Source organism: Polaromonas sp. P1_F9 (assembly GCF_056405615.1).
On record NZ_JBFUBT010000004.1, the window covers coordinates 359346 to 378917 of the forward strand.

General features: G+C 58.8%; 14 protein-coding genes. 6 read left to right on the forward strand and 8 right to left on the reverse strand.

Going from position 1 to position 19572, the window contains the following annotated elements; translation table 11 throughout:
- Positions 1–33 precede the first annotated feature (33 nt).
- The 3 genes from AC1DYR_RS13170 to AC1DYR_RS13180 all read right to left on the reverse strand — a co-directional run bounded on the left by AC1DYR_RS13170 (position 34) and on the right by AC1DYR_RS13180 (position 2837).
- The gene (locus tag AC1DYR_RS13170) at positions 34–810 is read right to left on the reverse strand and encodes an alpha/beta fold hydrolase (protein ID WP_477705487.1); all 777 of its coding nucleotides are present in this window, start codon (positions 808–810) and stop codon (positions 34–36) included.
- A 66-nt stretch (positions 811–876) separates the two neighbouring features.
- Complete coding sequence (locus tag AC1DYR_RS13175; protein WP_477655323.1) at positions 877–2145, reverse strand: MFS transporter; 1269 nt, start codon at positions 2143–2145, stop codon at positions 877–879.
- A 230-nt stretch (positions 2146–2375) separates the two neighbouring features.
- Complete coding sequence (locus AC1DYR_RS13180; RefSeq protein WP_477705488.1) at positions 2376–2837, reverse strand: hypothetical protein; 462 nt, start codon at positions 2835–2837, stop codon at positions 2376–2378.
- A gap of 352 nt (positions 2838–3189) precedes the next feature.
- Between AC1DYR_RS13180 and AC1DYR_RS13185 the strand changes: the two genes are divergently transcribed.
- Positions 3190–3786: a LuxR C-terminal-related transcriptional regulator gene (locus tag AC1DYR_RS13185; RefSeq protein WP_477655325.1), complete on the forward strand. Its 597-nt coding sequence runs from the start codon at positions 3190–3192 to the stop codon at positions 3784–3786.
- Between the two features lie 134 nt (positions 3787–3920).
- On the opposite strand, the gene AC1DYR_RS13190 is transcribed toward AC1DYR_RS13185, so the two are convergent.
- Both AC1DYR_RS13190 and AC1DYR_RS13195 read right to left on the reverse strand, forming a co-directional pair.
- A complete protein-coding gene (locus AC1DYR_RS13190; RefSeq protein ID WP_477655326.1) occupies positions 3921–4718 on the reverse strand; it encodes a hypothetical protein in 798 nt (265 codons plus the stop codon).
- 18 nt (positions 4719–4736) lie between these two features.
- On the reverse strand, positions 4737–5969 hold the full coding sequence (locus tag AC1DYR_RS13195; RefSeq protein WP_477705489.1) for a hypothetical protein: 1233 nt from the start codon (positions 5967–5969) through the stop codon (positions 4737–4739).
- A 353-nt stretch (positions 5970–6322) separates the two neighbouring features.
- Here AC1DYR_RS13195 and AC1DYR_RS13200 point away from each other — a divergent pair, with 353 nt between their 5' ends.
- From AC1DYR_RS13200 to AC1DYR_RS13210, 3 genes are read left to right on the forward strand one after another with little or no spacing between them, the layout of a single operon-like run.
- Entirely contained in the window at positions 6323–8521 is a 2199-nt protein-coding gene (locus AC1DYR_RS13200; RefSeq protein ID WP_477705490.1) for a TonB-dependent receptor, read from the forward strand.
- 23 nt (positions 8522–8544) lie between these two features.
- Positions 8545–11394, forward strand: a complete 2850-nt coding sequence (locus AC1DYR_RS13205) for an ATP-binding protein (RefSeq protein ID WP_477705491.1) — start codon at positions 8545–8547, stop codon at positions 11392–11394.
- Positions 11387–14224 carry an ATP-binding protein gene (locus tag AC1DYR_RS13210; RefSeq protein WP_477705492.1) on the forward strand — a complete coding sequence of 946 codons (2838 nt, stop codon included), beginning with the start codon at positions 11387–11389 and terminating at the stop codon, positions 14222–14224. Before AC1DYR_RS13205 ends, AC1DYR_RS13210 begins: the two co-directional genes overlap by 8 nt.
- Positions 14225–14259: 35 nt before the next feature.
- Here the strand turns inward: AC1DYR_RS13210 and AC1DYR_RS13215 are convergent, their stop codons facing one another.
- Positions 14260–15579, reverse strand: coding sequence for an MFS transporter (locus AC1DYR_RS13215; RefSeq protein ID WP_477705493.1), 1320 nt, complete (start codon positions 15577–15579; stop codon positions 14260–14262).
- Positions 15580–15622: 43 nt separating this feature from the next.
- On the opposite strand from AC1DYR_RS13215, the gene AC1DYR_RS13220 reads away from it, so the two are divergent.
- Entirely contained in the window at positions 15623–15805 is a 183-nt protein-coding gene (locus AC1DYR_RS13220) for a hypothetical protein (RefSeq protein ID WP_477705494.1), read from the forward strand.
- Here the strand turns inward: AC1DYR_RS13220 and AC1DYR_RS13225 are convergent.
- Entirely contained in the window at positions 15802–16794 is a 993-nt protein-coding gene (locus AC1DYR_RS13225) for an alpha/beta fold hydrolase (RefSeq protein ID WP_477705495.1), read from the reverse strand. The two genes, AC1DYR_RS13220 and AC1DYR_RS13225, sit on opposite strands and share 4 nt — an antisense overlap.
- 292 nt (positions 16795–17086) lie before the next feature.
- Entirely contained in the window at positions 17087–18937 is a 1851-nt protein-coding gene (gene glmS, locus AC1DYR_RS13230) for a glutamine--fructose-6-phosphate transaminase (isomerizing) (RefSeq protein ID WP_477705496.1), read from the reverse strand.
- A gap of 133 nt (positions 18938–19070) precedes the next feature.
- On the opposite strand from glmS, the gene AC1DYR_RS13235 reads away from it, so the two are divergent.
- Positions 19071–19556, forward strand: a complete 486-nt coding sequence (locus AC1DYR_RS13235) for an Lrp/AsnC family transcriptional regulator (protein ID WP_477705497.1) — start codon at positions 19071–19073, stop codon at positions 19554–19556.
- Positions 19557–19572 lie beyond the last annotated feature (16 nt).

Below are 19572 nucleotides of genomic sequence, written 5' to 3' on the forward strand. Positions count from 1 at the left end.
ATTGGCGTCCGACCGATTCGATCTGAAAACGGGTCAGTTGCCCGCAGCTTCCTGGATGAGTGCAGCCACCTCAGCTGGACGCGAAACCATCAGCGCATGGGATCCGCCTTTGACCACCACGGTCTTCTTGGCCTTGGCACGGTCAGCCATAAAGCCCATTGCCTCTGGTGGAATATTGAGGTCACCTGTACCGTAAATGGCCCAGCTGGGGATTGACTTCCACGCCGGCTCAGGGGACGCTTCTTGCAGGGCCGCGGCCTTGACCGGCCTCTGCGTGGCTGCCATGGCCTTGGCCTCCGGAAGGGAAACGTCCGCTGCGAACTGCTGCGGGAACTTGTCCTGCTGGACATAAAGGTCTTCACCGCCGTCGGGCAGTGGCACGGGTGCAGCCAGGGTTGGCGGCAGCGTCGAACCCGGGAATTTTCCGGTCAAGGCCAGCGCACTCTCACCCTGTGCAGGCGCGAAGGCTGCGACGAACACCAGTGCTTTGACTTTGTCGAGACCAGTGGCCGCTGCCGAGATGACCGAGCCGCCGTACGAGTGCCCCACGAGCACAACTGGGCCTGCGATTGACTTCACCAGCGACGCCACGTACGCACCATCGCTTGCCACGCCGCGCAAGGGGTTGGCTGCCGCAACGACGGGGTAGCCCTGCCTGGTTAACTCTGCCACGACTCCATTCCAACTGGACGAGCCGGCAAAAGCGCCATGGACAAGAACGATCGTCGGCTTGGGGCTGGCAGCCCCTGCGCTCACGGCCGAGAGGGTCAATATGCCGACTGCAAGAGTGCTCTGGATTAATTTGAACATGGAATCTCCTTTGGAAAATGCGCCGACTCGTCAGCGCGGTTGATGAAAATGTCGACGCCGTTCGATCTAGGCGCGGCGGCGCTTAACGGCGTATCCGGCTGCTACACCCGAAGGCAATCCTTTGAGGTCCAAAGTCCGCTCCTTTAGAACACTGCAGACGGCCAAGGCCAAGCCGGACAGCGTCAGTATTGCGGCCACCCATGGAAGGTGCGCCAGATCGATTCCTTGAGTGATGACCACACCACCTAGCCATGCCCCCAGGGCGTTTCCGAGGTTGAACGCGGCGATGTTGAGGCTGGAAGCCATGCTTTGCCCGGCACCCTGCGCCTTGTTCAACACTCGCAGCTGCAGCGGCGCCACTGTAGAGAACGCACCCGTACCAAGCAGTCCCACAAAAAGGACCGCCGTTACACGGTTTTCCATGGCGAATCCCATCAACACGAGGATGACGGCCAATCCCGCGAGCGATCCAAGCAGCATTCTCACCGGTGCGCGGTCAGTCAAGCGACCACCAATGACGTTCCCAAAAACCATGCCCACGCCGAACATGAGCAAAATCACGGAAACCTGAGACTCAGCGAACCCGGTGACCTGCGTTAGCAAGGGCTGAACATACGTGAAGACGGCAAACACGCCCGCGAAGCCGAAGACGGTCGCCCCCAGTCCCAACAACACATGAGCTCGTCCCAGGACTGTGAATTCCTCACGTAGCGACACGCGACTACCGCAACCCGCCTCTTTCGCCGACACAAAGATGGCGAGGACGGCTATCGCTACAAGGCCGATGACGGATACTGCCCAAAACGTGGAACGCCATCCAAAATGCAACCCGAACCACGAGCCAGCCGGCACACCCAGGAGGGTCGCCACCGTGAGTCCAGTGAACATTGTTGACAGCGCCGCCGCCCTACGGTCTGCCGACACCACACTCGTGGCCACGACAGCGCCAATGCCAAAAAATGTTCCATGTGCAAGTGAGGTGATGACGCGAGCGACCATGAGCACCGCATAGTTGGGTGCCAGCGCGCAGGCCACGTTCCCGAGTGTGAAGATCCCCATCAAAATCAGGAGCGCCTTCTTGCGCGGCACACGGCTCATCAACGCCGTCAGTACCGGAGCACCCACGAAAACGCCCAATGCATAGCCCGAGATCAGCAACCCCGCCGTAGGTACGCTGACATGCATGTCCGCCGCCAGCTGAAGTAGCAAACCCATGATGACGAACTCTGTCGTGCCAATCCCGAAGGCGCCTATCGTCAGTGCGTAGATGGCCATGGAAGACCGCTTGCCGACCTGAATCGGCGAGCTTGAGGTTAATGTGCTTGGCTTATTCATGAGATGTCGCCCGTCACGGCGGTTTCGGAATTGTTGGTGGTTTGAGTGAAGGTTACGGACGGGCTCTTGTCTTCGCATCTCCCGGAAATAAGGCCTCGAAGGCGGCGCAATGGGAGATGCGCACCTCCTCCTTTTGGAGGATTACCGGGGCCTTCTTCGCTGGCGGGAACTATGTGTTTCGAAGCCAAGCCGGATGAGCTGCCGGGGATCTGGCAGGTGGAGCGGACTACCTAGGCGCGGATAAGGAAGCGCAGCGCTCGAGCGGCGTCATGCACCTCGCGTGGCGCCTGGAGGATCACCGCACACGGCCTTTGACCGCCCAGCCAACAGTTTCTCTCGGAAAACCATCCCGCAATGTCCCAGTCGTCAAGCACGGCACGAAGTTCCGCGAGTGGAGCTGCGATTTCCGTATGAGGTACCAGTGTCGGGGCGAACTGGAAGCGCGGCAGCCAGTAATCGCCGTTCCAGTGAACCACTATCAACTGCCGCTCCACGATCCAGCGGGCAACCGTGCCGATGGCCAGACGGCCGCCGCCGTCAAACACGAGCCTGTCTGCCGGGGCGAGTCCGCCCTCTGCACCATAGGCCGCGCATAACGAGGCGAAAGCCAATGTGTCAGCGTCGCCGCACTTGGTATTCGGGAGCCTCGGCACGACCAGGCCTGCGGCGACGGACTGCAAAGGAGCTTTCATGATTTCCATCACCGAAGTCTGTGACGCTTTCAGCTGCCGCACCTCACCTCGAGGAGGTATGAAAATCTCGCCCTGGCTCTCGGACTTCGATTGCACCATTGGCCGACTTTTTGTGGAGGATCGCTAGATGCTGCTGGTGCTCGACAACTGTGAGCATGCGCTGCCGACGTGATGCAAGGAAATCGCGCGATCAGTGGGTTGTATTCACACAAATTCACACAGTGTGGTCTTCCGCATGGGGTGTTAACTGGAATTCACGGCAATTCACTTCCCATCAACACGGAGAGGAATGATCATCGGTTACACCACCGGCGTGCATTTCGCCCGTCGATAGGAACCGTGGAGTCAGACCATGCTTAATTCCCTCAGGATCGGCGTGCAGGTGCTTTGCAGCGACCCGTTGGTGCGCACCGGGCTTAAGGCGGCATTTGGCGAGGAGCCCGATCTAGCCTGGGTGCCGCAGGACGAAGACCATGCTGATGTCGTCGTCGCAGATTACGAGCGGGGCCTGCAGCTTATTGCTGAGGCCAAGGCGGAGGGCAGCGCCTCCCCCTGTCGCCAAAAAGTACTGATACTCACCGCGCGCGAAAGCGAGTGGGAGATCAGGACAGCCCTGGAGCGAGGCGCGCGAGGCTACCTAGTTCACGGATGCGACCTGCCAGAACTGATGGTTGCAGTTCGGACCGTGCACCGCGGGATGCGCCACCTATGCGCGCCCGCGGCACGGCGTCTGGCTGACAGCATGGCACATGCGACCTTGACCAATCGGGAAGTCGAGGTTTTGCGCCTTGTTGTTGAAGGTTGTGGCAACAAGGTGATCGCCCGTGAGCTCGACATCGCAATCGGCACCGTCAAGTCGCACCTCAAGACGATTTTTGAGAAACTCGGAGCCCGGAGCCGAACAGAGGTCGCAAAGTTGGCTGAACGCCGGGGCTTGCTGTCATCCTAGCCGGCGACATGGAAGCACCCGTTGTTTCGCATGCCGTGTTAGATGTTCAGGCAAACGTTCGGTAGTCGCACGCCGCCGAGCGCGCCAGTTTCTGCCAGTGGAGGCGTCGGTAGCGACCCGGCAGGCGTCTAGATTTATAGCTCCCGCAATTTGCGGAGTGCCCGTCGCGCCGTCTCATCGATGACCTCGAAAGGAATCCGGGCATGTTCATCGCAGTCGATCGCGCTTTGCCTCGCCTGTTCGAAGGCCGCGCACATGCGATTGCCCTGAGGGTCCTCGAGACTTGCATGCACTCGTATATGGAAGTGTCCGGACGTCCAAGCCGTTTTGGGTCGAAATTTCCAATGCCGTTCCCCCTGCGACAAGATCGCGCGCCCTTCCACGCGCCGTCCGTCCGAGGTTGACACCGCAATCAGGTCCTTGGCGTTCGCATTCAGCGCGGCAGGAAACTGGATTTGTAGTGGCTCGCGACCGCCAGGCTTGGGTAGCAGCAGCCGCCACGCCTGGGTATCGATCCGGGCATGAATAGCAGGTGCTACGTCCCACGATTTTTTTATTGGGTGAGGAAGCTGAGGATCGGCAATGGTCATGGTGACACGTTGACCGTCCCGAAGCGCCAAGCCTGCTTGCCTATTCGGGCCGACGCCTGTTTTAACGCGGCCGGGATGCATCAGTATGGCAATTCGCTTCCCGTCTGGGCTGACCAGCGGGACGTCGTAAAAAGCGCCGGCTATTGGATTTCCCCTATCATCCGCCAGCGAAACGCGGGAAATGTCCAACACCGCTTTAAGGGGCCTGTCCAACACGAGTTCGATCCGCAGGAGATTTTCGGGCACGCTTTCGCCCGAAGGCAGTATCTTCGGGGCGCTGCTCGCAGCCCCCGCCGCCATTGCGGTGACGATAGCCAGTGCCGATGTCAACACCACTCTCATAAGCTGCCCGCTTCTTTCTCACTGAGCCAGCTCAGGAAATCCTTCAATGGTGCGAAAATACTTGTGGTAGCCGCTCCACTTGTCGTTAGGCGGGTATTTGTAGTCTTTGAAATCGTATTCGTTGACGAAATCGCTCACACGCAAGTAGGCCCCTTTGGGTATGGACACCAGCTGCATCCGCCCCGATGGATCGTCGCGCCGGAGCGCCAGAAAAAGCTCCTTGTTAAGGTTATCCAGCCGCATCACAGCGGCCATCGGCGCCATGATTGCCTTGACCCCGCGATAGGGTTCCGTGGGCCAATTGATGGGTGTGTTCAAGCCTGGCTTGGCAGCGACTTCCGAAATTGCCGAAAACGAAAGTAGATCTGCAGCGCGGCTGGTGTTGGTGATCAGGGCATAGTTTTCCTCCCCAGCGCTGAACGTGACAAGCCCGGTCGGCGCGTTGCCCCAACCAAGTTCACCTACGGTTTTTCCGGTAATGTGCGTACCGGCCTTCAGATCGGCCAATGGAATTGTGACGAGCGGCGTGCAGGTATAAGCGGCGACCARGGTGGGAATGCCCGACAGTGAAATGATGGTCATTGCACGAATAGGCGCCCGCGTTTCGATCTGATCATGCACAGGGTGGTAAATCTCAATGGTCGTAGCTGAAGGCTTGCCAGTGAATGGGTAGTCGTAAACACRCAAAGTGGATGCGAACTCCTGGTTAGACAGCCCCGCGACATACAGTTTGTTCTCATAAAACTTCATGTCGGTAACCGTCAGGCTTCGATATGGCAAGCTCCGCCAGAAGGTGGCATCTCCGTCTGGAAGGTCTGTAATCGGAGTGGACTTTTGGACGACATTCGCCAGATTAATCTTTTGAACCTTGCCCGCTGAGTTAATCGTCACCACTGCAGGCTTGGTTGTCGCGTTGTCCTGTTGAATGGTCACTGCAACGTACGCAAGGCCGGTGCCCGGCTGTACCACCATGTCCTCAAACCGAAGCGAATTTCGCCTCACGCGCAGCGCACCGGCGATTGGCCCTTGGATGTCGCTCAGATTGAACGGCGCGGGGCCATCAGCCTTTGCAGTAGAGATCGGGACGGTTACGGCATGGATGCGCGCATTTTTCCAATCCGCAATAAACAGGGTGCTCGCATCGCCAAAAGTCAATTTGGTGGCAGAAGCGATGCGCTCACCAGCGAGCGTCCCGTTTGTCTGAGATAGCAGCGCTATAGCCGCCAGTACTAGTAGAGGCTTGAGTGTCATATCGGCCTTTTTACAATTGGTGGATGAAATGCGTTGAGAACTGCGCGGCGTTCGGCAATCCGCGCCAGGCAACTATCTCGCGCGCGGCCCGGCTAGGTCTATCGGCCAGGAGACCCCTTTTGGCTACCTCTTTTGGATGGAGCGGTCTCGGCGGTACCGGGCACATCGCCGCTGCGAGCGGTGTTGCTGTTTAACAACCTTTTCGCACCAAAACGGCTTCGAAATCGCCGGAAACGTCCCCCGTTTAGGCTGTTTCCAAATCAAATTCACAACGATTAACACCGCACGTAATGCAGCGCTGCATCATTCTGGGTGAGTGCTGAAAATGGACTAGCTTGGCGGGCAATTCAAGAATGCAAAATAAAACATATTGGGCGTGCAAAGGTGTGGCAGCGGGACTGCTTACGCCGTTACTGATGGTCTCAGGGTTGACAGAAGTCAGTGCGCAAGGCCTGCCGGTCGAAGATTCAGGGGCGACTTCATCTCTCAAGGAAGTGGTGGTGACCGTTGAGCGCCGCGAAACGGTGTTGCGCAAAACGCCGGTGTCTGTGGGCGTGGTGGGCGAGGCCGAGATCGAGGCCAAGGGCGTAGCCCAGCTTAGTGACTTGGTGGCTTTGGTACCTGGTGTAGCAGTGCCGAACGGCTTTAGCAATCAGCCGCAGGCCGTAGGCATCCGTGGGGTCGGCGTTTCATTGCCGGCCATGAGCCAGGCTGTGGGTATCTACGTCGACGATGTGCCGCTTGTGCGCGGCTATGCCAACGCCTTGTGGGACCTGCCCGACATGGAGCGCATTGAAGTGCTACGCGGGCCTCAAGGAACTCTTTATGGTCAGAATCTAACGGCCGGCGCGGTGAAGCTCATCTCTGCCGATCCTACCGCTGAACGCTCGGCTTGGTTATCCGCGGGCTTTGGCAGCCAGGGGGCGAGAGAGGTTCATGGTTTTGCAACCGGCGCCATAGGCGGAACGGCCGACGCGCCTACAACCGCCAGCATCGCATTCTCCCGCCGCAGCAACGATGGATTTGGCTACAACGCCACCTTGAATAAAGACGTTAACAAGCTCGACGCCACGCAATTTCGCGCGAAATTCCGATGGCAAACATCCAGCGGAAACAGCGTGGTGTGGTCCATTGACGGCTTGAAAGACACATCGGACACCAACACAACGAACTTTCCTCTGAATGATCCAAGAGCGGCCCCACGCGTCACTTTTACGGCGGTGGACGCTGGCGCCTTCCGACGTATTGCAGGGGGTACGTCACTGAAGATAACAAGCCAAGTTAACCCGGACACCGTGTTCAAGTCCATCACGGCATTGCGCGGCTACCGCGATGACCCGACGGTGGCCGACTTCGGCGGACTCGCTGTGCAGCGGTACACATTGTCCCAGACCGTGGAACAGCGCACGCTGTCTCAAGAATTGCAGTTGCAGCGCGACGCCGGCGCAAACCAGTGGACGGTGGGGCTGATGTTTATCGCGGACAACTTCGCATTCGATCGTTTTCTTGCGGTGACACCACCCGGTGCACCAGCTTCGAGATACACCGAGGCACAGACCTATCAGCAGACACGCGATGTCGGCCTTTATGGCCAGCTCCGGCATGCGCTTTCAGCCCAAACCGCACTCACAATGGGCTTGCGCGCATATCACACCCGGGAAACCGGGTTCAATCGGTTCTGGCTGACGCAGGCTCAACAGGTGCGAACGACGCAGGTGTACGACGCCAATAACCTGTCTACCTCGACAAGCGGCCTGCTGCCTCGTATTAGTCTTGAGCATCAGTGGACACCCGACGTGTTCCTCTACGGCAGCTACACCAAAGGCGCAAAATTTGCGGGCTTCAATCGCGCGGCCGAGTCCTTGCTGTCCGCGCAGGTAGCTGCCAATCCTGAGCGCGTGACCACCTATGAGTTGGGGAGCAAGGGGCGCTTTTTTGACGGCAAGCTCACTGCCAGCGCCGCGTTGTTCTATAACCAGTACCGGGACTACCTGGCGTCGCTGTCCAACAGCACTGTCAACGGGGTACTGGTAACGGATGCCGTGCTGGTCAACGCGGGCAGGGCCAAGACTTATGGCTTGGATCTGGAACTGGCTGGTCAGCTGGCGCGCCAAACTCAATGGACACTGGCGGCAGAATTTCTGCAAGCGCGATTTGATCAGTTTGCAAACCCCACCGGGGCCGCTGCAAGTAACTTCACCGGTAACGACCTGCCATATGCGGCTCATGTGTCATTGAGTGCCAGCCTGCGTCACGTGGAGCCCATATCAGGTGGTGGGGCCTTGGCGCTGACGGGCAGCGTGCAATACACTGCCCCCCAATTCACCGACGTGGCCAACACGCCCGACCTGAAGACGCCGGAGCAGACTTATGTCAATGTGGATGCCACCTACACCGAGCCAAACGGGCGATGGAGCGTGTCGCTCAGGATCAAGAACCTGCTGAACAAGACTTATGCTCTCGTACGCACTCGCATTGCTCCGGTAGGGGTCGATTCGGTGTTCTATAACGCTCCACGGACCGCCTTGCTAACCGCAAGGTACAGTTTCTAGGCCTTATCGCCTCAGGAATTCCGATGATAGACGCGCGCGATACTTCTCCGGATACAGCACTGTCGTTCGGCCCGTTCCTGCTTTATCCGCATCGTAAGCTGCTGATCGAAGCCGGCAAGCCGGTTCGGTTGGGAAGCCGAGCCATGGATTTGCTGATCGTCCTTGTTGACCGGGCGGGCGATGTCGTCAGTCGAGAGGAACTGGAGTCCTACGTCTGGCCCCGCACGGTGGTGGAGGCCACCAGTCTGCGCGTGCATATTTCCGCGCTGCGAAAAGCACTCGGCGATGGCGGTGTCAGCGAGCGCTATATTTTGAACGTGCCCGGCCGTGGATACAGCTTTGTCATGGCCATCAAGCATGCCGTCGAGCCTTCGCTCTCAGCAGCAGCTGTGCCCAAGGCTGTTCCTGCGGTCGCGCATAACCTGCCGGTGCGACTGTCCAAGGTCATAGGGAGGTCCGACACGGTATCCGAACTGCACAAACATCTGGAGGCCAAGCGATTCGTCTCCATCGTAGGGGCCGGGGGTATGGGCAAGACCACCGTGGCGCTTGCGGTTGCGGAAGAGCGACTGGCCAACTATGTAGACGGTGTGTGGTTTGTGGATCTCGCGCCTCTCACCGACGCCGCCTTGGCTTCGAGCGCCTTGGCCACCGTCTTGGGGGTCTCGCTTCCAGCCAGCGACCCGTTGCTCGCATTGCGGACCTACCTGGCTGAACGCCGGATGCTGATCGTCCTGGACAATTGCGAACATGTGATCGACGGTGCAGCGGTGCTGGCCGAGCATATCGCCAGAAGTGCGCCGGGCATCCATTTGCTCACGACAAGCAGAGAGCCGCTTAAATCCGAGGGTGAATGGGTATACCGGCTGGCCGCGCTTGGCCTGCCGGACGCGTCAGTCTCCGACAATCTTGAGCAGGCCATCAAGTACCCTGCGCTGCAGCTCTTTATCGAGCGTGCCGCCGCTGACAATGATCGCTTTGCAGTGTTGCCCGATAACTATCCGCTGGTGGCGCATCTGTGCCAGCAATTGGACGGCATGCCCTTGGCTATTGAGCTTGCAGCCGGTCGCATCGACAGCCTTGGCCTGCGAGGCCTTGTCAATAGACTTGATGACATGTTCAGGCTGCTGCGCCGGGGGCGCCGCACCGCGTTGCCCCGTCATCAGACGCTGCAGGCGCTGCTGGATTGGAGTCACGACCTGCTCAATGAGTTCGAGCGTATCGTGCTACGGCGCCTGTCTGTGTTCAGCGCATCGTTCGCTCTGGAATCAGCAATCAGCGTTGTTTCGTTCGATCACGTCGGACCGTCGGACGTCATCGATAGTCTTGCCAGCTTGGCAGCAAAGTCGCTTGTGGTCACTGATACCAGCGGAAACGTCATCCAGTACCGCTTGTTGTCAACCACTCGCATCTATGCGAAGGAAAAGCTCGATGGCAGCGGCGAAGCTCGGCAACTTGCACGCCGCCATGCGCAACACTTTCAAGCTTTCCTCGACCGCTCCCGCATGCAGAAAACCGAAATTCCGCGTTCGGAATGGATGGCTATTTACGGCACTTGCCAAGACGACGTGCGCGCCGGTCTTGACTGGGCATTCTCTCCCGAGGGTGATGATCTTCTTGGCGTGATGCTGACATGTGCCGCGCTAGAGCTGACTTACGAACTGGGAAATTACGATCTTCACCTGCATCGCGTAAAAGTAGCCATGGAGGCCATGGAAAGGGTAGCCGCGCCGCCCCCTGTCCTTGAATTGCGATTGCTCGCCTCTTTGTGCTTTTCCAACGGCATGGCGGTCAGTGATCCAGGAGGGGAGGACAAAATCTTCTCCCGCATCAACGCGCTGATTGAGGAGACCAACTCGCCCCGATATACCGTGGAGGCGCTCTACAGCATGTGCGTCTGCTCGTTCGGGTCTGGAAACTACAAAAAATCCAAGGAAATCGCTGAACGCATTGGTCAGATAGCTGAGCATCCTTACGACCCCTCTGCCAAGCTGCTGTCGGACCGCTTCATGGTGCTCAATTGCCACTATCTTGGTGAGAACCAGCAAGCTCGAGCGATCATTGAGCGTGTACTGGAGGATCCTGTCGACCACCCCTCCAGCAGGTATTACCATCAAATCTCCCCGCAGGTTTCCATGCGCATCATGCTGGCGCGCATCCTCTGGATCCAGGGGCTCGTAGACCAAGCCGTTGTGGTGGCTGAGCATGCCGTCAAGCTGAGCGTTAGTGAACACCCGTCGGCCTATTCTTATGCCATGGCCTTCGCAGCAGTGCCAATTGCTATTTGGCGAGGTGACGCCCGGGCAGAACTATTGCTGAGTTCGTTGGGACAGCATGCCGTGCGCCATCCGCAGAGCTATTGGCAAGCATGGCACCGCGTTTTGCACATGGGCTGGGCTATGCATCGGCGTCCCATGGGAGCCAACGACGTGCTGTCGGCGTTGAAGGATTCGTCCAACCCAGTCAGCGTGGACATGCTGGCCACGCTATGTGCTGATCTGGTCACTGCGGATAGCGTGCTCCGCGCCGAAAACGGCATGGCTGGTTGGTGCGCGCCTGAAGTCCTGCGCGCGCAGGCTGAGGGCTTATACAAGCAAGCGGGGTCTTCTGCCATCGATGAGGCCGAGGCCATCCTGATCCGAGCCTTTCAATTGGCACAACAGCAGCGCGCGTTGTCGTGGGAACTGCGTTGTGCGCACAGTTTGGCCAGGTTGTGGATGGTTCAAGGGAGCCTGGACAAAGGTTTAGCGCTTCTGGCGCGAACCCTGAATCAGTTTTCGGAAGGAGCAGAGACCGCAGACCACATCGCAGCTCGCTTGCTGATGCGAGAGCTGGAGTCGCATTTGGCGAACGGCATTGCACAACATGCCTGACCGTAGCAGTATCGACAGCCGCAAGGCCGCCGCCGGTGGTTTCGCCTACGGCCTCTATCAGTGGTTTGCCGCGGCGGGCGAACTCCATTTTGACGGGAAATTGCTGGCGTTGGATGGCGGGGATCTAGCGATCATGTCTGTCCTGGTCGAACAGGTCGGTGGAGCGGTGGGCCGATCTGCGCTGGCCAAACACATAGGCGCCTTGGACGCGGGGAGCAGCAACCGGTTGTGGTCCCGGGTGGCTGGGCTAAACAGGCGTTTGAAAGCGCTGTCTCCGGCTTCGGGCTATATCGCGTTCCACCCCGCACAAGGATTCAGCCTCGTGTTGCCCGGTTCGGCTGGAATAACCCCCGTCGACGGGCCTGAAAACGCTCCACACCGGTCATCGCGCCTACCCGCTAGGCGCGCACCGGTATTTGGGCGCGAAGAAGCCATCCAGCAAGTTGGCACCAAGCTGTCTCAGCACCGCTTGGTCACCGTCCTGGGGGCGGGGGGTCTGGGAAAAACGACCTTGGCCATTGCTACGGCACAAGTGTTGAGCACGGGCTATACCGACGGCGTGAGTTTCGTCGACTTGGCACCCATCATGGAACCGCGGCTGCTGGTAAGCGCCATCGCCTCGGCCATGGAAGTAGACATGGTTTCGGACGTATCGGTCCTGATCAATCTGATACGCGGAAAGCATCTGTTGCTGGTGCTGGACAGCTGCGAACACATCGTGGAACCCGTGGCGAATCTGGTCGAGAAAGTCTTGTCGGCATGTCCGCAGATCTATGTCCTCGCGACCAGTCGAGAGCCGCTGAAGTCCCTCGGTGAGCGTCTGCACCGTCTGGATTCGATGGGTTTGCCCGATATCGAGAACCACCTGTCGGCGAGCGAGGCGCTGACCTTCCCGGCCATTCAACTATTCGCCCAGACCGCGCGTCAAAGTGCTCCGGAGTACCAATTAACGGACGACAACGTTGCATCTGCGGTGGCCGTATGCCGGCAACTGGATGGCATACCACTGGCGATCGAGCTGCTCGCGGCTTACGCGCCCAGTCTGGGAACAGAGGCGCTTGTGGGCCAGATGCAAATGCACTTGTTGGCCCTTGCCAACCCCGTCCATCAAGGACCTGAGCGCCACCGAACCTTGGCCCGCATGTTGGACTGGAGTTACGGATTGCTTTCCGGGCTGGAGCAGACAGTGTTACGCCGCTTGGCCATCTTTCCACGGGGCTTCCATCTGGATGCAGCCAGTCGGGTGGTCTCGTTCCAAGAAGACGACGTCGACGAAATTACCGAAACCATACTGAACCTGATGGCCAAGTCGCTGCTTGCCAGCAACGACGCCCGAGGCCACGCGGTGCTTCGATTGCTGGATACCACCCGCGTTTACGCAAAGGAAAAATTAGCGCTGACTGCCGAACACGACGCGGTGGCACGGCAACATGCACTGTATGCGCGCGATGTTCTGCGCGATGCCGAGAAGGCGTGGATGACTTTACCGAAACAGGAATGGCGACGAACCTACAGCTCCTATGCCGACGACTTGCGGGCCGCGTCAAATTGGGCCTTTTCCTCTAGGGGTGACATTCGCCTCAGCCTGGAATTGACCTTGTCGGCAGTGGCACTGGCAACCCAGACCACGCTGCTGCCGGAGTATGACGAGTGGGTCAACAAAGCGGTGGAAACTCTCCCTCGAATACCTGACGCCGATCCGGAGATGGTGATACGCCTGCTGTCCATTCCATTGATGCTGCCACACAAGCTGCCACAGAACGAGCCGGTGTATGCAGAGCGTTTGAACCGGGCTATCGCCATGGCGTACGCTGCCGACATGCCCGATCTGGCTGCTGCTCCCATCATCGTACATTTCAGCACCACGCTTCAGATGGCCGCCTATGCCGAGAATGAATATTGGTCGCAGGAGATGCTTCGTGTGGCAGCGGTTGCAATGGATCCGGTATGCAAGCTGATAGGCTCCAGGATGTTGGCGCAGTCGCTGCATTTTCAGGGGCGGTACGCCGAAGCGGCAGAGCCGATCCAGTATGTGTACGCCAACCAGGCACTTGGAATTCCGATCAAGTACTTCGGGTCTTATGTCGCGATAGGTGTTTCGATCCGCATCGTCATGGCCCGGGAGCGATGGATCATGGGGATGCCAGAGCAGGCCGAGGAACTTGTTCAACAGGCCCTGGCTCTGACTCACGATGACAATCCGGCAGAGCTTTCACAGGTCTATGCGCTAGCGGCTATTCCCATCGCAATCTGGCGAGGGGACATGATGGCAGCGCGCACACGACTAGCTTCCTTGCGGAAAGTGACGCGCAGCTTTAATTTCGGTTTCTGGCAGGAGTGGGAAACGGCCTTCAGTCTTGCTGTTGAGTCTGACGGCAAGGTATCTTCCCCGCTTCAAAGTCTGGTGGAATCCAATGATCCGTCCAGGGCGAAGATGCGCGACCACTTATGCACTTTCAACCCCGCCTTGCTCGGGCAGGACACGCTCAGGCGTGTGCGTGCCGGATCGGTCGGGTGGTGCGCTCCCGAGGCACTGAGAGGTCAAGCAGAGAACTTGCTGCAATCCGGCGACGTTGCAGCCTTCCCGTCTGCACAGCTGCTACTAGTGGAGGCTAAAGCGTTGGCGAAGCAGCAAGGCGCGCTGGCTTGGGAGCTGCGCGCCACAATGAGCTTGGCACGGATGTGGGGCATAAGCGGTATGTATGAGCAGGCGCACCAAGCGCTCTTGGCGGTTCACACGCAGTTCCAGGAAGGACTGGACACCGGCGACCTGCGAGCCTCAGCATTGCTGTTGGCGGAACTGGCGCAAAAAGGATCGGCTTCCAACTGAGTTCTCAGCGCCGAGGTCACACCTCGCGCTATGGCTCAGACTGGGTCGAACTTCAGCAGAGCCAGGGTGGCAACGAGCGCAACAGCAATGATGGAGAACATTGCGACGGGTCCTGCGCTTTTCAGCACCGGCAGGAGCACAAACGGCAACAACGCGGCACCTATACGGTTGAAAGTCCACGCGCTGGCGATCGCCCAGGCCCTGACGCGGGTGGCAAACAGATCAGCCACGTACAAATTCAAGGCCGGGACGTACAAAGCAAAACAAATACTGAAAAGCAGGCTAGCAGCGGCCAGTGGCAACATGGTTTGGCTTACGGAGAATATGGCACCGGATACCAGCATGGTTGCGGCGCATACCGCCAACACCAATCGCCGCGGCACGTGATCTACGACGGCCGAGGCGATCAATGTGCCGATCGTCGGCCCCATGGTGGAAATGGCTATGTAGAGCAAGGTATCGGAGAGCTGGAAGCCTTTTTGTACTAGCAAAGCACCCGACACCAGACCAAACCCGACGCTGAACCACGGACTGAGGAAATTGAGCGAATACACCAGAACCAAACGTACGCCATGCCGGGTGCGAGGCGTTTGCCAATCGGTGGTCTGTTGGGTTGAAGGGCTGTCGCTCACGCGGGAGCGAAGACCGATAACGGTCGGCGAGGTTTCCCAACGTGACGCACTTTCATACGCACGCTGGCCCGATGCCTGTCTTTGTGCACCTTCCCGCAGCCATCGGGGCGATTCGGGAAGCCACAGGAAAAATAAGCCAGCGATCGCCGCTCCCAATGAGCCGGCGACGAAAGCCCAGCGCCAGGATTCCATTCCCAGGGGCTGAAGTGGCGCCAATTCACGAATTAAAAAGATGCCCAGCGGCGGGCCCAGGAAGGCCAGCGCGGAGACGATAAACAACAGCATACCCCGCCGCGAAGCCGGCATGATCTCAGCCATATAGGCCACCATCAATGGAGGGAATGCCCCCAGCGCGACTCCGGACAGCCCGCGGAAAATTCCGAGCTGCAATGCCTCCGCACTGTATGCGGCACCGAGCGACGCCAGTGACAGCCACGCCAGACTGCCTGTCAGCACCAGCCGCCGACCATATCTGTCAGCCAGCCAACCACAGGTGGGTGCACCGATGATGGCGCCTATATACACAGACGAAAGAAGCCACGCCAGTTGTGGACCCGGTATCTGATGAGGTGGCGCTGAAAAAACGGCGGACAGAACACTGCCCATCGCTATCTCGAACAGATCAAATGCAAAAGCAACGACACAAACCAGCAATGCGATCACTTGCAGGCGGGAGATGCGTTCGGGAGATGAGGCGATGCTTGCGTTGGAGGTCAATGGCATTGGAGAGTTCGGTTCATTCCGGTCAACGGAGTCGCATGATAACGTGCAGCTATTGATTGAGACCATGACCTTCAGCTGCGCAGCACCTGCGATGAGCAGCGCATGCATCGTAGTGACTGACCGGCAGCTGCAGGTTGCCGAAGCTGCCGTTCAGTGCACCATCTGGTACGTGGCCGACAACCGCAGAGCCATGGCTGGCTGGTGCGAATGCACGATCCGTGCCTAATTCAGGAACTGAAGCAGCTCAGGGATCACCTGGTCAGGCGCTTCTTCCATCAGCCAGTGACCAGAGCCCTTCACGACCACGCCTTTGACATCGTTCGCAACGAGTCGGCCTTGCTCGATCAGAAAAGTGCCTCCGGCTTTTTCACCCGAAAGCACCAGCATGGGCATGGCGAGCTTGACACTGCCCAGGGTCGCGAAATCGGCAGCATCTTTTTCAAAATTCTTGAAGTACTCGAAGCCCGCGCGCATGCCTCCTTCTTGCGCATAGGCGCTTGCGTAAAGACGCCGGTCGTGTTCCGACAACGAGCGCTTGGAGTCGGCAGCAAAGTCATTCCAGAAATGTTCGAAGTAAGTTCGTTCACGTCCTTTGACAAGAGCCAGCGGCGTTGTTCCGTGGAAATGGAAATGCCACAAATCACGCAAAAGCCACACATTTGTCCAGTTGCCGATGCCCGGCAAAAAAGCATCCATCAGCACCACGCGGCTGGTTTCGTTCGGGAACTGTGCAGCATAAGCGTAAGCCACCATGAGTCCAATGTCATGGCCCACAACAGCGGCGTTGTTAATGCCTAACGATTTCACGAGTTCATGGATATCTACGGCCATGTTCTTCTTGTCATAGCCGCCTTCCGGCTTGGCCGATCCACCGGCGCCGCGAAGGTCGGGGACGATAACAGTATGGGTCTTCGCGAGTTGCGGCATCAGCGGGTTCCACATGTGGCTGGTCTCCGCATAACCGTGCAGAAGTACCACGGCCGGGCCGCTACCGCCTACGCGATAGTGAATTCGCGTGCCGTTTACTTCGGCATTGCGTGCCACAAAACCGGGCACTCTGCCTTCATTGGCCACTGGGACTGAGGCAGATCGCGCCGGGGGGGCAGTGGCCATCAGCCCGATGAAAGCCCCACTCAAGGCGGCTACGTTGGCGAGCACGCTGCGGCGAGTGAAAGGGATTGGGAAGGAACGATCGGCGTTAATGGGCTCAGTCATTGCATGTCCAGATATGGGTTGAAGAAGTCCCATTCTTTAACCCAACTGCTTGCAGGACACCTTTCGGACGAACAAGGATTTTCCTGTCTGCTTGGGCTAGCAAAATCTCTGCCTTTTGGCCTATTAGTGGATCCTCGCCGCAGTCATTGGTTTGCGGGCTCGCCCACGACTCCCGACGTGGGTATGTCTGTTGCCCGCAAACCCGCATAGATCCTGGAGCCGTGTTTACGACTTTAATAACCTGTTTACGGCCTTAATTGCGCTGAATAACAGCGCTAGCGCACCGTGACCGTCATTCGACGGTCACACTCTTCGCAAGATTGCGAGGCTTGTCCACATCCGTCCCCCGCGCCACAGCCGTGTGATACGCCAGCAGCTGCAACGGCACCACGTGCAGCAGTGGACTCAACGCGCCGTAGTGTTCGGGCATGCGGATGACGTGCAGGCCTTCGCCGCTTTCGATGTGGCTGTCGGCGTCTGCCAATACATAGAGGACGCCGCCGCGGGCGCGGACTTCCTGCATGTTGCTTTTGAGTTTTTCGAGCAGCGTGTCGTTGGGCGCTACGCAGACGACTGGCATCTCGCTGGTGACTAAAGCCAGGGGGCCGTGTTTGAGTTCACCGGCGGGGTAGGCCTCTGCGTGGATGTAGCTGATTTCCTTGAGCTTGAGCGCGCCTTCGAGCGCAATGGGGTAATGCAGGCCGCGGCCGAGGAAGAGTGCGTTTTCCATCTTGGCGAAGTCTTCGGCCCAGCTGATGACCTGCGGCTCTAACGCCAGCACGGCTTGCAGGGCGGCGGGCAGGTGGCGCATGGCTTTGAGGTGGCCGGCTTCTTCTTCGTCGCTGAGCTTGCCTTTGCTTTGGGCCAGGGCCAGCGTGAGCAGGAAGAGGCCTGCCAGTTGCGTGGTGAAGGCCTTGGTGGAAGCCACGCCAATTTCCACACCCGCGCGGGTGATGTAGGCGAGCTTGCACTCGCGCACCATGGCCGACGTTGACACATTGCAGATGGTGAGGGTTTGCGTCATGCCCAGGCTTTGCGCGTGGCGCAGTGCGGCCAGCGTGTCGGCGGTCTCACCGCTTTGCGTGATGGTGACGACGAGTGACTTCGGGTTGGGTACTGAGGTGCGGTAGCGGTATTCACTGGCCACTTCGACTTGTGTGGGGATGCCGGCAATCGACTCGAGCCAGTACTTGGCCGCGCAGCCGCTGTAATAGCTGGTGCCGCACGCCAGGATGAGGACCGAGTCAACATCCTTGAACACGCGGTAAGCCTCGTCGCCGAACAGCTCAGGCACGATGCCTTCCACGCCTTCGAGCGTGTCGGCAATGGCGCGCGGCTGCTCAAAAATTTCTTTTTGCATGTAGTGGCGGTAGGGGCCCAGCTCTGCGGCGCCGCTGTGGGCGTGCACGGTTTTGACTTCGCGCTGGACCGCCTTGCCCTCTTTGTTGAGCACCCAGTATTTGCCGAGCTGGATGTCGACCATGTCGCCTTCTTCGAGATAGACGATCTGGTCCGTCACGCCGGCCAGGGCCATGGCGTCGCTGGCGAGGAAATTCTCGGTCTTGTCTTTGCCCACGCCCAGGATCAGCGGCGAGCCGGCGCGCGCGCCGACGACGCGGTGCGGCTCGTCCTTGCAGAAGGCTGCGATTGCATACGCGCCGTGCAGTTGCGCGACGGTGGCCTTGAGGGCTTCGAACAAATCGCCGTCGTACAGGCTGTCCATCAAATGCACGATGACTTCGGTGTCGGTCTGGCTGTCGAAGACATAGCCCTTGGCCTTGAGGCCGGCGCGCAGCTCTTCGTAGTTTTCGATGATGCCGTTGTGCACCAGTGCAACCTTGCCTGCGCGCGCCGTGGCGCCCGCGCCGCTGCCATGGCTGAAATGCGGATGTGCGTTGTGAACGACTGGCGCGCCATGTGTGGCCCAGCGGGTGTGGGCAATGCCGGTGCCGCCTTCGAGTTTGTCAGCGCTCACCTGCTCCTGCAACTCGGCCACACGCGAGGTGCTGCGCGCGCGCTTCAGGCCGCCGGCGTACACGGCGACGCCGCAGGAGTCATAACCGCGGTATTCGAGGCGCTGCAAACCCTGCACCAGGATGGGAACGATATTTCGGGTCGAAACGGAAGCAACAATGCCGCACATGAAGGTCTCCTGAAGATCAATGCGGTGATGCTACGTATTTACAGTTTTCCAATGTGATCTATTTTTTCTATTTAATGGAATTTAATTTCATACATTTCAGTTTATTGAATTAAATTTCATTTATATTTATTGAATGGAACAAATAACCATTGATGACGTCGACGTGAAGCTACTGGCCAGCCTGCAAACCGATGCCTCACTGAGCAACCAGGCGCTGGCCGAACGCGTCCATATCTCGCCGCCAACCTGCTTGCGCCGCGTGAAACGCCTGCGCGATGCCGGGCTGGTGGAACGTGAAATCGCACTGCTCAGCCCCGACAAACTGGCCGCCCTCACCGGCCACGGGCTGACGGCCCTGGTCGAAATCACGCTGGATCGTCAAGGCGCCGAGCAGCAGGAAGCGTTTGAGGCGCGGGTGGTGCAGGACGAAGCAGTGCAGCAGTGCTACCGCGTCTCACCGGGGCCGGACTTCATGCTGGTGGTGCATGTGGCCGACATGCCGCGCTACCTGGCGCTGGCGCAGCGGCTTTTTACCAGCGACGCGAATGTGCGCAACGTAAAGGCTTTTTTCAGCACCAAACGCGCAAAATTTGAACCAAAAGTGCTTCTAGCGCAATGAATAACTGCCCGAGCAG

Coding starts and splice junctions, on each gene's coding strand:
- AC1DYR_RS13235 (WP_477705497.1), top strand. CDS start 19,071: ATGGAACAAATAACCATTGATGACGTCGACGTGAAGCTACTGGCCAGC.
- AC1DYR_RS13205 (WP_477705491.1), top strand. CDS start 8,545: ATGATAGACGCGCGCGATACTTCTCCGGATACAGCACTGTCGTTCGGC.
- glmS (WP_477705496.1), bottom strand. CDS start 18,937: ATGTGCGGCATTGTTGCTTCCGTTTCGACCCGAAATATCGTTCCCATC.
- AC1DYR_RS13170 (WP_477705487.1), bottom strand. CDS start 810: ATGTTCAAATTAATCCAGAGCACTCTTGCAGTCGGCATATTGACCCTC.
- AC1DYR_RS13190 (WP_477655326.1), bottom strand. CDS start 4,718: ATGAGAGTGGTGTTGACATCGGCACTGGCTATCGTCACCGCAATGGCG.
- AC1DYR_RS13200 (WP_477705490.1), top strand. CDS start 6,323: ATGCAAAATAAAACATATTGGGCGTGCAAAGGTGTGGCAGCGGGACTG.
- AC1DYR_RS13225 (WP_477705495.1), bottom strand. CDS start 16,794: ATGACTGAGCCCATTAACGCCGATCGTTCCTTCCCAATCCCTTTCACT.
- AC1DYR_RS13180 (WP_477705488.1), bottom strand. CDS start 2,837: ATGAAAGCTCCTTTGCAGTCCGTCGCCGCAGGCCTGGTCGTGCCGAGG.
- AC1DYR_RS13185 (WP_477655325.1), top strand. CDS start 3,190: ATGCTTAATTCCCTCAGGATCGGCGTGCAGGTGCTTTGCAGCGACCCG.
- AC1DYR_RS13175 (WP_477655323.1), bottom strand. CDS start 2,145: ATGAATAAGCCAAGCACATTAACCTCAAGCTCGCCGATTCAGGTCGGC.
- AC1DYR_RS13215 (WP_477705493.1), bottom strand. CDS start 15,579: ATGCCATTGACCTCCAACGCAAGCATCGCCTCATCTCCCGAACGCATC.
- AC1DYR_RS13210 (WP_477705492.1), top strand. CDS start 11,387: ATGCCTGACCGTAGCAGTATCGACAGCCGCAAGGCCGCCGCCGGTGGT.